The organism is Rhizobium sp. LEGMi-198b (assembly GCF_054114205.1).
Map to the genome: position 1 here is coordinate 107,044 of NZ_JBSYVH010000010.1, position 14,652 is coordinate 121,695.

General features: G+C 61.9%; 12 protein-coding genes. All 12 read left to right on the top strand.

What is annotated here, in order from left to right:
* Positions 1–216 precede the first annotated feature (216 nt).
* The 12 genes from ACXHXG_RS29420 to ACXHXG_RS29475 all read left to right on the top strand — a co-directional run bounded on the left by ACXHXG_RS29420 (position 217) and on the right by ACXHXG_RS29475 (position 14,549).
* Entirely contained in the window at positions 217–1,260 is a 1,044-nt protein-coding gene (locus ACXHXG_RS29420) for a LacI family DNA-binding transcriptional regulator (protein WP_285169573.1), read from the top strand.
* Positions 1,257–2,264 (top strand): Gfo/Idh/MocA family protein, encoded by a 1,008-nt coding sequence (locus ACXHXG_RS29425; RefSeq protein ID WP_260303160.1) that lies wholly within the window; start codon positions 1,257–1,259, stop codon positions 2,262–2,264. The genes ACXHXG_RS29420 and ACXHXG_RS29425 overlap by 4 nt, the downstream gene beginning before the upstream one ends.
* 8 nt (positions 2,265–2,272) lie before the next feature.
* Positions 2,273–3,886: an acyl CoA:acetate/3-ketoacid CoA transferase gene (locus tag ACXHXG_RS29430; protein WP_457901579.1), complete on the top strand. Its 1,614-nt coding sequence runs from the start codon at positions 2,273–2,275 to the stop codon at positions 3,884–3,886.
* Positions 3,879–4,652: an enoyl-CoA hydratase/isomerase family protein gene (locus ACXHXG_RS29435; RefSeq protein ID WP_104824418.1), complete on the top strand. Its 774-nt coding sequence runs from the start codon at positions 3,879–3,881 to the stop codon at positions 4,650–4,652. The genes ACXHXG_RS29430 and ACXHXG_RS29435 overlap by 8 nt, the downstream gene beginning before the upstream one ends.
* Positions 4,652–6,160, top strand: coding sequence for an aldehyde dehydrogenase family protein (locus ACXHXG_RS29440; RefSeq protein WP_457901580.1), 1,509 nt, complete (start codon positions 4,652–4,654; stop codon positions 6,158–6,160). Before ACXHXG_RS29435 ends, ACXHXG_RS29440 begins: the two co-directional genes overlap by 1 nt.
* Before the next feature lie 118 nt (positions 6,161–6,278).
* Positions 6,279–7,529 carry an ABC transporter substrate-binding protein gene (locus tag ACXHXG_RS29445; RefSeq protein ID WP_104824416.1) on the top strand — a complete coding sequence of 417 codons (1,251 nt, stop codon included), beginning with the start codon at positions 6,279–6,281 and terminating at the stop codon, positions 7,527–7,529.
* 128 nt (positions 7,530–7,657) lie between these two features.
* A complete protein-coding gene (locus tag ACXHXG_RS29450; protein WP_457901581.1) occupies positions 7,658–8,539 on the top strand; it encodes a carbohydrate ABC transporter permease in 882 nt (293 codons plus the stop codon).
* Positions 8,536–9,417, top strand: a complete 882-nt coding sequence (locus tag ACXHXG_RS29455; protein WP_104824414.1) for a carbohydrate ABC transporter permease — start codon at positions 8,536–8,538, stop codon at positions 9,415–9,417. Before ACXHXG_RS29450 ends, ACXHXG_RS29455 begins: the two co-directional genes overlap by 4 nt.
* A gap of 4 nt (positions 9,418–9,421) precedes the next feature.
* Positions 9,422–10,540 carry an ABC transporter ATP-binding protein gene (locus ACXHXG_RS29460; protein ID WP_457901582.1) on the top strand — a complete coding sequence of 373 codons (1,119 nt, stop codon included), beginning with the start codon at positions 9,422–9,424 and terminating at the stop codon, positions 10,538–10,540.
* Positions 10,541–10,548: 8 nt separating this feature from the next.
* Positions 10,549–12,054, top strand: coding sequence for a GMC oxidoreductase (locus tag ACXHXG_RS29465; protein WP_457901583.1), 1,506 nt, complete (start codon positions 10,549–10,551; stop codon positions 12,052–12,054).
* Complete coding sequence (locus ACXHXG_RS29470; protein WP_104824411.1) at positions 12,051–12,818, top strand: 3-ketoacyl-ACP reductase; 768 nt, start codon at positions 12,051–12,053, stop codon at positions 12,816–12,818. The genes ACXHXG_RS29465 and ACXHXG_RS29470 overlap by 4 nt, the downstream gene beginning before the upstream one ends.
* Before the next feature lie 75 nt (positions 12,819–12,893).
* Positions 12,894–14,549: a GMC family oxidoreductase gene (locus ACXHXG_RS29475; RefSeq protein ID WP_457901584.1), complete on the top strand. Its 1,656-nt coding sequence runs from the start codon at positions 12,894–12,896 to the stop codon at positions 14,547–14,549.
* Positions 14,550–14,652: the final 103 nt, after the last annotated feature.

Genomic DNA, 14,652 nt, shown 5'->3' on the forward strand with positions numbered 1-14,652 from the left:
AATAATTTAGATCGTTCCAAGTTTCTGTGAGGGTGTTCTTGGAGACGAAGCCCTCGGTGTGTGATTTAGTTTTCTCCCGAAAACGTCCGCGAATTGTGCGTTTTCGCGCAGCCTTCTAAGCATTCTCGTCAAACCTTTCCATTTACCCATTGACAAAATTTGGAACGTTCCAAATAATTATCCCATGGCAGAGAGCAAGGGATTTGGTGGAGCTTCATGAGCAAGGCACGTGTCACGGTCATCGATATTGCGCACGCCGCCGGCGTGTCGAAATCGACCGTGTCGCTCGTTCTGCAGGGCAGCCCGCTGGTCAACGAGGCGACGCGGGCCAAGGTGAATGCGGTGATCCGCGAGCTCGGATATGTCTACAATCGCGGTGCCGCCAATCTGCGGCAATCGAAGTCGAAGATCGTCGGCATTGTCGTCAACGACCTCACCAACAGCTTCTTTGCGGAGCTCGCCGTTGGCGTCGATATGGTCGTGCAGTCGGCCGGCTATGTGCAGTTCCTGTCCAATACCGGCGAGAGCATAGACCGGCAGCGGGAGGTCGTCGCCTCGATGCGCGAGCACGGCATTTCCGGCCTGATCGTCTCGCCTGCACGCGGTACAGAAGCGGCCGACTTCAAATCGCTGACCAATGCCGGCATTCCGGTTGTGATCGTCGTGCGCAATATTCCCGGCGCAAAGGTCTCGTCGCTGGTGTCGGACAATTTTGCCGGCGCATCGGCGGCGGTCGAGCATCTGGCCGGTCTCGGCCACCGCCGCATCGCTTTCATGGGCGGCTTTGCCAACACCGCCGTCTTTGCCGAACGGCTCGACGGCTATCGTGATGCGCTCGCCAAGGCGGAGATCGCATTTGACGACGATCTCGTCGTTGCGACCGCGCCGTCGCGCGCCGGCGGCGTCGAAGCGGTCGGCCGCGCCATGCTGCTGGCTCATAAGCCGACGGCGGCAGTGTGTTTCAACGATGCGGTCGCCTTCGGCGTTTGCGACGGTCTGAGGGCACGGCGGCTGGAGCCAGGCGTCGATTTTGCGGTGGTCGGTTTCGACGATGTGATCGAAGCCGAAAGTGCAGTGCCAGCACTGACGACGGTTTCCGTCGATCCGCAGGGCATGGGCCGGCGCGCCGCACAGTTGCTCTTGAAGCAGATCAATTCCGGCAAGGTGGAGGCGGAGGCGATCGTCAGCGCCGTTCGGCTGGTGGTGCGTCAAAGCTGCGGAACCGGGCTGGACCCAGCGGCAAGGAGGGCCGTGTCATGACCAATGTAAAATGGGGCTTGATCGGTGCAAGCACAATCGCCCGCGAATGGATGATCGGCGCAATACGCGCAACCGGCGGCGACGTCGTCTCGGTGATGAGCAGGGACGCGGAGCGTGGCCGCGCCTATGCGGCTGAGAATGGTATTGCCAAATCGGTGACGGATGTCGCCGATCTCGTCACTGATCCCGATGTCGATGCCGTCTACATCTCGACGACCAACGAATTGCATCGCGACCAGACCCTGGCGGCAGTCAAGGCCGGCAAGCATGTGCTCTGTGAAAAGCCGCTGGCGCTGACGCTGGAAGACGCGCGCCTCATGGTGCAGACCGCGAAGGGCGCCGGCGTGATCATGGGCACCAACCATCATCTGCGCAATGCCGCCAGCCTCCGCGCGATGCGGGATGCAATCGCCGCCGGCAAGATCGGCAAGCCGCTGAGCGCCCGTGTGTTTCACGCCGTCTATCTGCCGCCGCATCTGCAGGGTTGGCGGGTGGACAAGCCGCAGGCGGGCGGCGGCGTCATTCTCGATATCACCGTACACGATGCCGATACGCTGCGCTTTGTGCTGAACGACGATCCGGTGGAAGCGATCGCCCTTGGCCAGAGCGGTGGCATGGGCAAGGCGGGGCTTGAGGATGCCGTCATGGGGGCTCTGCGGTTCAGGTCCGGCGTCATTGCGCAGTTCCACGACGGTTTTACCACAAAATATGCCGAGACCGGCTTCGAGGTGCACGGCACCGACGGCTCGCTGATCGGCCGCAATGTCATGACGCAGCAGCCTGTCGGTCATGTCTACCTGCGCGACCGCGATGGCCAAAACGAGCTGCCGCTCCATCACCACAATCTCTATGAGACGGCGCTTGCCGCCTTTCATGGCGCGATCGAGGGCAGGGGAAAGCCGTCGGCGACCGGCGAGGACGGTGTGTGGTCGCTGGCAACGGGTCTCGCCGTCGTCAAATCGGCTGCCACCCGCGAAGCCGCCAAGATTGATCCAGGACTTTGAGCGTCGCGATGAACAAGCACATCACCCCCGCCGAGGCGGCTGCCCTGATCCCCGATGGCGCCATCGTCTCCGTCTCTTCCTCAAGCGGTCTCGGCTGCCCGGACCTGATGCTGAAGGCGATCGGCGAGCGTTTCGACGCGACCGGCCATCCGCGTGACCTGACGACGCTGCATCCGATCGCCGCCGGTGATATGAGCGGCATCAAGGGCGTCGATCATATCGCCAGGAAAGGTCTGCTGAAGACGATCATCGGCGGCTCCTATCCATCCGGCCCGTCCAGTTCCGAACCGCCGCTGATCTGGCAGATGATCGGCAACAACGAAGTCGCGGCCTATAATATTCCGTCCGGCATCCTCTTCGACATGCATCGCGAGGCCGCCGCCAAGCGTCCCGGCGTGTTGACCAAGGTCGGCCTCGATACCTTCGTTGACCCGAACCGCGAGGGCTGCGCCATGAATGCGGCTGCCGGGGCTGAGCCGGTGGTGAAGCGCATCCCGTTCGAGGGGGAAGACTGGCTTTATTTCAAGGCGATCGCGCCGCAGGTGGCAATCATCCGGGCGACGACCGCCGACGAGCGCGGCAATCTCACCTATGAGCATGAAGGCGCCTATCTCGGCGGGCTCGACCAGGCGCTCGCAGCCCGCAACAATGGCGGCATTGTCATTGCCCAGGTCAAGCGCCTTGCCAAGGAAGGCTCGCTGAAACCGCATGACGTGCGCATCCCCGGTGTTTTGGTCGACTATATCGTCGTCGATCCGGATCAGAAACAGACGACGCAGACGCTTTACGATCCGGCGATCTCGGGCGAAATCTTTCGGCCGCTCGACAGCTTCCGGGTGCCGGAATTCAATATCCAGAAGGTCATTGCCCGGCGGGTGGCGCAGGAGCTGCAATCCGGCAGCGCCGTCAATCTCGGTTTCGGCATTTCGGCCAATGTGCCGCGTATCCTGATGGAAGAGGGGCTGCATGGCGCGGTCACCTGGGTGATCGAGCAAGGGGCGGTGGGGGGAGTGCCGCTACTCGATTTCGCTTTCGGCTGCGCGTCGAACGCCGACGCCTTCATGCCGTCGCCCTATCAGTTCACCTATTTCCAGGGCGCCGGTTTCGACGCTTCGCTTCTCTCCTTCCTGGAGATCGGCCGCGACGGTTCAGTCAATGTCTCCCGCCTCAGCTTCCGGCCGCATGTGACGGCCGGCGCCGGCGGCTTCGTCGATATCACCGCGCGGGCGAAGAAGATCGTCTTCTCCGGCATGTTCAATGCTGGCGCGAAGCTTGGTGTTGAGGATGGCCGGCTTGTCATCGAGAAGGAAGGCAAGCTGAAGAAGCTGGTGAACGCGGTCGAGCACGTTACCTTCTCCGGCCCCCGCGGCATCACACAGGGGCAGGATATCACCTATGTCACCGAGCGCTGCGTGATGAAGCTGACGCCGGACGGTTTGTTGCTGACGGAGATCGCGCCCGGCGTCGATTTGGAGGCGCATATTCTCGATCAGTCGGAATTCCCGCTGCTCGTCTCCGACCGGCTGAAGGTGATGGATGCAGCTTTGTTCCAAGACGCGCCTATCGGTCTGACGCTGCCCGCCAAGGCCAAGCGTGTTCTGGAAGGAGCGCGCCATGGGTGAGGTCAAGGTTTCTGTAGAAGGTTCCGTCGCGACGATTACCGTCTCGCGGCCGGAAAAGCTCAACGCCTTCGACATCGACATGCTGAAGGCGCTGGCCGCTGCCTGCGACGATGTGGAGGCGGATAGTTCCGTCCGCGTCGCGATCCTTATCGGCGAAGGCAAGGCCTTTTCGGCCGGCGGCGATATCAAGGCCTGGGGCGGTATGGCGGCCAACGAGTTCGGCCATGCCTGGGTGCGCTTCGGCCATCGTGTTTTCGAGCGGCTGGCGACGCTCCGCATGCCGGTGATCGCCGCATTGAATGGTCATGCGCTCGGCGGCGGGCTGGAACTGGCGGCTGCGGCCGATATCCGCATTGCGGAAAGCCAGATCAGGATCGGCCTGCCGGAAACCAGCCTCGGCATGGTTCCGGGCTGGTCCGGTACGCAGCGGCTTACCAAGCGGTTTGGCGCGCAGATCGTGCGGCGTATGGTGCTGGGCGGAGAGATGTTTTCCGCCGAGGAAGCACGCGCCTACGGTCTTGTGGACGCGGTCGTCGAAACGGGAACGGTGCTTGCCGCCGCCAGGGATTACGCAGCGCGGATTGCCACGCGCGGACCGGCGGCGCTGGAGATTGCAAAGCTGATGATCGCTTCGGCCAATGGCGAGGATAATGGGTCCGCCGTCGAGGCGTTGGGATCGATCCTGGTCGCCAAAACCGGTGACCTCAAGGAGGGCGTTGCGGCCTTTGCCGGCAAACGCGCCGCCGAGTTCAAGGGGGAATGGTGATGACGGTTCTTGTGAAGCCACAGGCGCTTCCCGATGTAAAAGTGCGCGAATTCAAGATGCTGATCGACGGCAAATGGGTCGAAGGCATCGAGACCGGCACGATCGAGCGCGTGGCGCCGAGCCATGGCGTCACCGTCAGCCGCTATAAATCCGCGACCAAGGACGATGCGCATCTGGCTATCGCGGCCGCGCGCAAGGCATTCGACCACGGTCCCTGGCCGCGCATGACGGCGGCGGAACGCTCCAACATGCTGCTGAAGGCCGCCGACATGATCTCGGCGCGGGCCGAGGAGCTCGCCTATCTCGACGCCATCGAGGCCGGCAAGCCGATCACGCAGATGCGCGGCGAGATTGCCGGTTCCGCCGATATCTGGCGCTATGCGGCCGCCCTTGCACGCGACCTGCACGGCGAGAGCTACAACACGCTTGGCGATGGCACGATGGGCGTCGTGTTGCGTGAAGCGATCGGGGTTGTCTCGATCATCACGCCCTGGAATTTCCCGTTCCTTATCGTAAGTCAGAAATTACCATTTGCGCTTGCCGCCGGTTGCTCGGCGGTGATCAAACCCTCCGAGCTAACGTCTGGCTCGACTCTGGTGCTCGGCGAAATCCTGATGGAAGCCGGCGTGCCGGCCGGCGTCGTCAATATCCTCGTTGGTACGGGTGCCGATGTCGGTGCGCCGATGACCAGCCATCCGGATGTCGACATGATCTCCTTCACCGGTTCGACCGGCGTTGGGCGGCTGACCATGGCGAGTGCGGCGCAGACGCTGAAGAAGGTTTCGCTCGAACTCGGCGGCAAGAACCCGCAGATCGTCTTTCCCGACGCCAATCTCGATGAGTTCGTCGATGCCGCGGTGTTCGGCGCCTATTTCAACGCCGGCGAATGCTGCAATGCCGGCTCACGACTGATCATCCATCGCGATATTGCCAAGGATGTCACGGCGCGTATCGCCAGCCTGTCGGAAAAGGTGAGGGTCGGCGATCCGCTCGACCCTTCCACGCAAGTGGGCGCGATCATCACGCCGCAACATTTGCAGAAGATCCAGGGCTATGTTTCCGGCGCAGCAAAGAGCGGCGCGACCGTGGCGCATGGCGGCAGCCAGATCGATTTCGGCTTCGGCCAGTACATGGCGCCGACCATTCTCGCAGACGTCAAACCGGAGATGGCGGTGGCAAAGGAGGAGGTATTCGGACCTGTCCTTTCGGTGCTGACGTTCGAGACGACCGAAGATGCGATCCGCATCGCCAATTCCATCGATTACGGCCTTTCCGCCGGCGTCTGGAGCCGCGATTTCGATACCTGCCTGACGATCGGGCGACGGGTGCGGGCCGGCACGATCTGGATGAACACCTTCATGGATGGCGCAGCGGAACTGCCCTTCGGCGGCTATCGCCAATCGGGACTCGGGCGCGAGCTCGGCCGGCATGCGGTGGAAGATTATACCGAGACAAAAACGCTCAATATGCATATCGGCCGGCGCACCGGCTGGTGGATGCCGAGGTGAGATGAATGCCCATGGCTGGGAGGCCATGGTCGATTTGTTCCTCGCGAAGAGCGCGGAACAGGGAGGAAGCAGCGGGAGGAGGTCTTGCTGCGCAACTGTTTAAAACCGGGAGGAAAATATGCGTAAATTGATGACATCTGTGGCTGCGGCTGCCCTTCTTATGACGGGCACCGTGACCGTAGTGCATGCCACCGAAAGTGTGGAAGTCCTGCATTGGTGGACCTCGGGCGGCGAGGCGTCGGCGCTGGAAGTCTTGAAGAAGGATCTGGAATCGAAGGGCATAGGCTGGGTCGACATGCCGGTTGCCGGCGGTGGCGGCAGCGAGGCCATGACCGTTCTGCGCGCCCGCGTCACGGGTGGCAACCCGCCGACCGCCGTGCAGATGCTCGGCTTCGACATTCTCGACTGGGCCAAGGAAGGTTCGCTCGGCAATCTCGATGCGGTCGCCAATAAGGAAGGCTGGGACAAGGTGGTCCCGACTGCCCTGCAGAAATTCTCCAAATATGACGGCCATTGGATCGCCGCTCCCGTAAACGTCCACTCCACCAACTGGGTGTGGATCAACAAGGAAGCGCTGGACAAGGCCGGCGGCAAGGTGCCGGAGAATTGGGACGAGCTGATCGCGCTGCTCGACAATTTCAAGAAGCAAGGAATCACGCCGATCGCCCATGGCGGCCAGCCGTGGCAGGATGCGACGATCTTCGACGCCGTCGTGCTCTCGTTTGGCAACGACTTCTACAAGAAGGCCTTCATCGATCTCGATCCCGATACGCTCGGCAGCCCGAAGATGAAGGAAGCCTTTGACCGCATGACGAAGTTGCGCTCCTATGTCGATGACAACTTCTCCGGCCGCGACTGGAATCTTGCCTCCGGCATGGTCATCGAAGGCAAGGCCGGCCTGCAGTTCATGGGCGACTGGGCCAAGGGCGAATTCCTGAAGGCGAAGAAGGTGCCGGGTAAGGATTTCGTCTGCATCCGCTTCCCGGGAACGCAGGGCTCGGTGACCTTCAACTCCGACCAATTCGCGATGTTCAAGGTCTCCGCCGACAAGATCCCGGCGCAGATGCAAATGGCGTCCTCGATCGAAAGCCCGACCTTCCAGTCGGCTTTTAATGTCGTCAAGGGCTCGGTTCCGGCCCGCACCGACGTTCCGGATACCGCCTTCGATGATTGCGGCAAGAAGGCGATTAAGGATCTGGCCGAAGCCAATAAGAACGGCACGCTGATGGGCTCCATGGCCCATGGCCACGCCAATCCGGCTGCCGTCAAGAACGCGATCTACGACGTCGTAACCCGCGAATTCAACGGCGATCTGTCGTCGGATGACGCGGTCAAGGAACTCGTCTCGGCGGTTGCAGCGGCGAAGTAAGGTAGTTCGGAGCAAGGAGTGCCGCCCCTCACCCAGCCTGTCGGCTACCCTCTCCCCGCTCGCGGGAGAGGGTTCGGGTGAGGGCACCACTTGCTCCGTACGCAGATAATCAAACTAGGTGTTCGACCATGAACAGTCGCAGTCGAATGCAGGTGCTATTGCCCAAGCTGGTGCTGGCCCCGAGCTTCGTCGTCATTCTGATCTTCGTATATGGCTTTATCGCCTATACCGGCTATCTGTCGCTGACCGACAGCAAGATGCTGCCGTCCTATAACCTTATTGGTTTCACCAACTATGATAGGCTTTGGGCGTTGCCGCACTGGTGGCGTGCGATCACCAATCTCGGCATCTTCGCTTCCCTCTATATCACCATCTGCTCGGCGCTCGGCCTCGCCCTTGCTATCCTGCTCGACCAGAAAATCCGTGCCGAAGGGCTGCTGAGGCCGATCTATCTCTATCCGATGGCGCTGTCCTTCATCGTCACAGGGACGGCGTGGAAATGGTTTCTCGATCCTGGCATCGGCCTTGAGAACACCATGCATCTCTGGGGCTGGGAGAGTTTTTCCTTCACCTGGATCAAGGATTCGAAGATGGCGATCTATTGCGTCGTCATCGCCGCCGTCTGGCAGTCTTCGGGCTTCGTCATGGCGATGTTCCTTGCCGGCCTTCGCGGCGTCGACAACGAAATCATCAAGGCGGCGCAGATCGACGGCGCGTCGGCGGTTACCACCTATCGCCGCATCATCATTCCCCTGATGCGGCCGGTGTTCCTCTCGGCCTTCGTCGTGCTCGCCCACCTTGCCATCAAGGCCTACGACCTCATCGTGGCGCTGACTGGCGGCGGGCCGGGGCAGGCGACCGAACTGCCGGCTACCTTCATGTATTCCTACACTTTCACCCGCAATCTGATGGGCATCGGCGCCTCGTCGGCGATCATCATGCTGGCGATGATCTTTGCCATCATCATCCCCTATCTCTATTCGGAAATCGGCGGAGGGAAACGCGCATGAGCAACCCCAATCCGCAAAACGCCATCTCGCACGGCAAGCTGACCCGTGGGCTGATCTATGCGGCGCTGATCCTGTTTGCCGTCTATTACCTGCTGCCGCTCTATGTGATGCTGGTCAATTCCTTCAAGCCGCTTGAAGAGATCCGTCAGGGAGGCATGCTGAACCTGCCGAAGACCTGGACGATCGAGCCGTGGATATCGGCCTGGTCGACGGCGCAGATCGGCGTGCAGCCGACGGGGCTCAGGCCGTTTTTCATCAATTCGATCCTAATGGTCGTGCCCGCCGTCGCCATCTCCACCATGGTCGGCGCGCTGAACGGCTATGTGCTGACGAAGTGGCGTTTCCGCGGCGCGGAAATCTTCTTCGGCATGCTGCTGCTCTCCTGCTTCATCCCGTTCCAGATCGTGCTGATCCCGATGGCCCGCATCCTCGGTTTCTTCGGCATCGCCGGGACCATATGGGGACTGATCCTCGTCCACATAGTCTACGGCCTCGGCTTCACCACGCTTTATTTCCGCAATTATTACGAGGCCTTTCCGACCGAGCTGGTCCGCGCCGCGCAGATCGACGGGGCGAGCTTCTTCCAGATTTTCCGGCGCATCCTGCTGCCGTCTTCGGGGCCGATCATCGTCGTCTCGGTCATCTGGCAGTTCACCAATATCTGGAACGACTTCCTGTTCGGCGCGTCCTTTTCGGGCGTCAGTTCGACGCCGATGACGGTCGCGCTCAACAACCTCGTCAGCTCGTCGACGGGCGTCAAGGAATACAATGTCCACTTCGCCGGCGCGATTCTCGCTGCCCTGCCAACCCTCATCGTCTACATCGTCTCCGGCCGATTTTTCGTCCGCGGCCTGATGTCCGGCGCCGTCAAGGGATAAGACCATGTCCTTCCTGAAAATCACCAATCTGCGCAAGTCCTATGGATCGCTCGAAATCCTGAAGGACATCAATATCGAAATCGAAAAGGGCGGATTTCTCGTGCTCGTCGGCCCGTCCGGCTGCGGCAAGTCCACCCTGCTCAACACCATTGCCGGGCTGGAGCCGATCACCTCGGGCGACATTGCCATTGCCGGCCGCTCGGTCAACGGCCTGGCGCCGTCGCAACGTGATATCGCCATGGTGTTCCAGTCCTATGCGCTCTATCCGAACATGACGGTTGCCGGCAACATCGCCTTCGGCATGGAAATCCGCAAAGTTCCGAAGGAGGAACGCGACAAGGCGATCAAGCAAGTGGCCGACATGCTGCAGATCGGCCATCTGCTCGACCGCAAGCCGAGCCAGCTTTCCGGCGGCCAGCGCCAGCGCGTCGCCATGGGCCGGGCGTTGGTGCGCGATCCGCAGGTCTTCCTGTTCGACGAGCCGCTCTCCAACCTCGATGCCAAGCTGCGCGTCGACATGCGCACCGAGATCAAGCGCCTGCATCAGCGCATGAAGACGACGATCGTCTACGTCACCCATGATCAGATCGAGGCAATGACGCTGGCCACGAAGATCGCCGTCCTTAAGGACGGTGTTCTGCAGCAATTCGGAACGCCGGCGGAAATCTACAATCACCCTGCCAATACCTTCGTTGCGGACTTCATGGGCTCGCCCGCCATGAACCTGCTGACCGCGACGGTGGAGAGCGGGCCGACGGGATTGCAGGTCTCGCTCGACCGACCGAATGGCGCGGCCCCCCTGAAGCTGCCTGTCAACGGGAGCGGCGCCGGACTCGGCGCCCGTGCCGGCAAGGACGTGATCTTCGGCATTCGGCCGGAGGCGCTGACCGACCTCGACGGTGCGGACCGCAATGCCCATTCGCTCGCCGAAGGAGACTGCCTGATCGAGGTGGTCGAGCCGGCCGGTTCGGATACGTTTGCGATCGTCCGCCTCGGCGGCAAATCCGTCGTGGCGCGGCTGCGCGCCGATGCCCGCATTGCCCCCGGGCAGACGACACGGCTTGCCTTCAATCTCGACAAGGCGGTGTTCTTCGATCCGCAGAGCCAGGTTCGGATAGCGTGAGCGGCAGCATGGCAGAACCGGATATCGTCATCATCGGTTCGGGGATCGGTGGCTCCACTGTCGCTTCCGGCCTTGCCGCCTCGGGCGCCAACATATTGATCCTGGAGACCGGCGAACGGCTGGAGGACCGACCGGAAAACCGCGACCAGCGGGCGATCTTCCTGCGCGGCCATTTCCGCCCGAAGGAGACCTGGTACGAGAAAGACGGCAAGGGGTTCAATCCCGGCAACTACTACAATGTCGGCGGCAATTCGAAATTCTACGGCGCGGTGCTGATCCGCTACCGACGCGAGGATTTCGAGGAGATGCGGCATCTGGACGGCGTGTCGCCGGCCTGGCCCTTTCCGTATGAGGAGCTGGAGCCCTGGTATAGCGAGGCGGAGCAGCTCTATCAGGTGCGCGGCAGCCTCGGCGACGATCCCTGGGAACCGCCGCATTCGCAACCCTATCCATTTCCACCGGTACCCGACGAGCCGGCAATCGCCAGTGTCCGCAAGCGACTGAAGGACAGTGGCATGCATCCGCATTCGCTGCCGTTGGGCGTCGATATCGACAAGTGGCTTGTCAAGGGCCGTACGCCCTGGGATGCGCATCCGCATAGTGCCGACGGCAAGATGGATGCCGAGACGGTGGCGCTTGCCAAGGCTCTGCAATATCCGAACGTCAAGCTGAAGACCGGCGCGCGCGTCACGCGGCTCCAGGCTGCCGGCGATGGGCGGATGATCGCCGCGGTGCATTATTCCGCCTATGGAGAGGCGCATGTCGTGCGACCGAAGCTGGTCATCCTTGCGGCCGGGGCGGTGCAGTCGGCGGTGCTGCTGCTGAGATCGGCTGACGATGCGAATCCGCGCGGGCTTGCCAATCGCTCCGATCAGGTCGGCCGCAATTTCATGAACCATAATTCCTCTGCCGTGCTGGCGATTTCGCCCTGGTATCGGAATGATTCGGTCTATCAGAAGACTTTCGGCTTCAACGACTTCTATCTCTCGGATGGCGAAGGCGGGCCGCCGCTCGGCAATGTTCAGCTTTTGGGACGCGTTTCCGGCACGATCCTCAAGGCGAATATGCCGACTGTGCCGGAATGGCTTCTGAACAGGCTTTCCGCCCATGCCATCGATTTCTATGCCATGAGCGAGGATCTTCCGTCGCCGGAAAGCCGGATCACGGTCGACGGCGACCGCATCGTGCTGCAGTGGGTGCGCACCAATTGGCAGGCGCATCTCGATCTGGTGAAGAAGCTGAAGAGCGTGCTGCGTAAGGCCGGCTTCCCGATCGTGCTGTCACGTCCCTTCGACAAGCGCACACCGTCGCATCAATGCGGCACGGTCAAGATCGGCAATGACGGCTCGAGCGCGCCGCTCGATGTCTTCTGCCGCGCCTTCGATCACCCCAATCTTTTCGTGGTCGACGCCAGCTTCCTGCCGACTTCGGCGGCGGTGAATCCGGCGCTGACCGTGGCCGCGCAAGCGCTGCGCGTGGCCGACCATATCGTGCGGGAGGAGCTGCGGTCATGAAGGCAAGGCGTCCGATCGCCGTCGTCACCGGAGGCCGCAAGGGGATCGGTTTCGGTATTGCGCGGGCGCTGGCGAGAAGCGGTTTCGATCTGGCGATCACCGGTGTCGAGGTAGAGCCGCCGTTGGCGGAACTTGCGGAATTGAAGGGGAATGGCGGGCGGGCAATCTATCTGCAGTCTGATCTTGCCGCTCTCTCGGGACACATGGGAACCGTCGAGGCGATCCGGGCGGCTTTGGGCGAGATCGATTGCCTGGTCAATAATGCCGGCATTGGCCCCGTCGTGCGCGGCGATTTCCTTGATTTGGCGCCAGAAAATTTCGACCGGATCATCGACGTCAATCTGCGCGGCACGGTGTTTTTTACCCAGGCGATCGTTCGTTCGATGCTCGCGGCGAAGACGTCGCTGCCGCGTTCGGTGATCAACATCACCTCGGTCTCGGCAGCGCTGAGTTCGCCTGAGAGGCTCGATTATTGCATCAGCAAGGCCGGTCTCTCGGCCTTCTCGCAGGGGTTGGCGCTGCGGCTGGCGGAGACCGGCATTGCCGTCTTCGAGGTGCGGCCCGGCATCATCCGCACCGACATGACGGCGCAAGTTTCGGAGAAATACGACGCATTGATCGATGGCGGCCTGGTGCCGATGAAGCGCTGGGGCGAGACGGGCGATGTCGGCAGCATCGTTGCGGCGCTGGCCAAAGGGGGCTTCGGTTTTGCCACGGGATCGGTGATCCCTGCGGATGGTGGGCTGGGGATCGGGCGACTGTGAAGGATTTACCCTTGCCCCATCGGGAGGAGGGAAATGCGATCTCGTGCCGGGAACATGATAAATTTGAGGACTGGAATGAGCTACGACTACATCATCACCGGCGCCGGACCGGCGGGCTGCGTACTCGCCAACCGTCTGAGCGAGGACCCCATGGTGAAAGTCCTGTTGCTGGAGGCTGGCGGCGGTGATTGGAATCCGTTGTTCCACATGCCGGCCGGCTTCGCCAAGATGACCAAGGGGGTGGCGAGCTGGGGCTGGAAGACGGTGCCGCAGAGGCATATGAAGGGCCGCGTGCTGCGCTATACGCAGGCGAAGGTGATCGGCGGCGGCTCCTCGATCAATGCGCAGCTTTACACGCGCGGCAACGCTGTCGACTACGATCTCTGGGCACGCGAGGATGGCTGCGAGGGCTGGGACTATCGCAGCGTGCTGCCTTACTTCAAACGCGCCGAGGACAATCAGCGCTTTGCCGATGACTATCATTCCTATGGCGGCCCGCTCGGCGTTTCCATGCCGGTATCGGCGCTGCCGATCTGCGATGCCTATATCCGCGCCGGTCAGGAACTCGGCATCCCCTATAATCACGATTTCAACGGCAGACAGCAGGCGGGTGTCGGCTTCTATCAGTTGACGCAGCGCAACCGCCGCCGCTCGTCGGCTTCGCTGGCCTACCTATCGCCGATCAAAGATCGAAAGAACCTGACCATCCGTACCGGTGCGCGGGTGGCGCGCATCATTCTCGAAGGCCGCCGCGCTGTCGGCGTCGAGGTGGCGACGGACAAAGGCGCCGAGATCATCCGAGCGGAGCGGGAAGTGCTGGTCTCCTCCGGCGCCATCGGCTCGCCGAAGCTGCTCTTGCAATCCGGGATCGGCCCGGCCGACCATCTGACCTCGGTCGGTGTGCCGGTCGCGCACGACCTGCCGGGTGTCGGCGGCAATCTGCAGGACCATCTCGATCTTTTCGTCATCTCGGAATGCACCGGCGACCACACCTACGACAATGTCGCCAAGCTGCATCGTACGCTCTGGGCCGGGCTGCAATATCTGCTGTTCCGCTCCGGTCCCGTCGCCTCGTCACTCTTCGAGACCGGCGGCTTCTGGTATGCTGATCCCGATGCCCGCTCGCCGGATATCCAGTTCCATCTCGGCCTCGGCTCCGGCATCGAAGCCGGCGTCGCACGGCTGAAGAATGCCGGCGTAACTTTAAATTCCGCCTATCTGCACCCGCGCTCGCGCGGCACGGTGCGGCTCTCTTCATCCGACCCATCCGCCGCGCCGCTGATCGATCCGAACTATTGGAGCGATCAGCACGACATGAAGATGTCGCTCGAAGGCCTGCGGATCGCCCGCGACATCATGAGCCAGGATGCGCTGAAACCCTTCGTGCTGGCTGAGCGGCTGCCGGGCGGCAATCTGACGACGGAGGCGCAATTGTTAGACTATGGCTGCGCCAACGCCAAGACCGACCATCATCCGGTCGGCACCTGCAAGATGGGCACGGACGCCATGGCGGTCGTCGATCTCGAGCTGAAGGTGCGAGGGCTCGAGGGCCTGCGCGTTTGCGACAGTTCCGTCATGCCGCGCGTGCCCTCCTGCAACACCAACGGCCCGACGATCATGGTGGGCGAGAAAGGCGCGGATATCATCCGCGATCGGGATCCGCTACCGCCGGCGATTTTCTCCTGGGAGCGCAATGACACCCGGCCGCGAGCGCGGGCGGATGTTCGTTAAAGCAATTCCAGGAAAAGTGCGCAGCGGTTTTCCGTCCGGAATGCGTAAAACAAAGGGATAGGGCGGGATAGCGATTCCGTGAAACGCTGAACCGCTCTGGAAA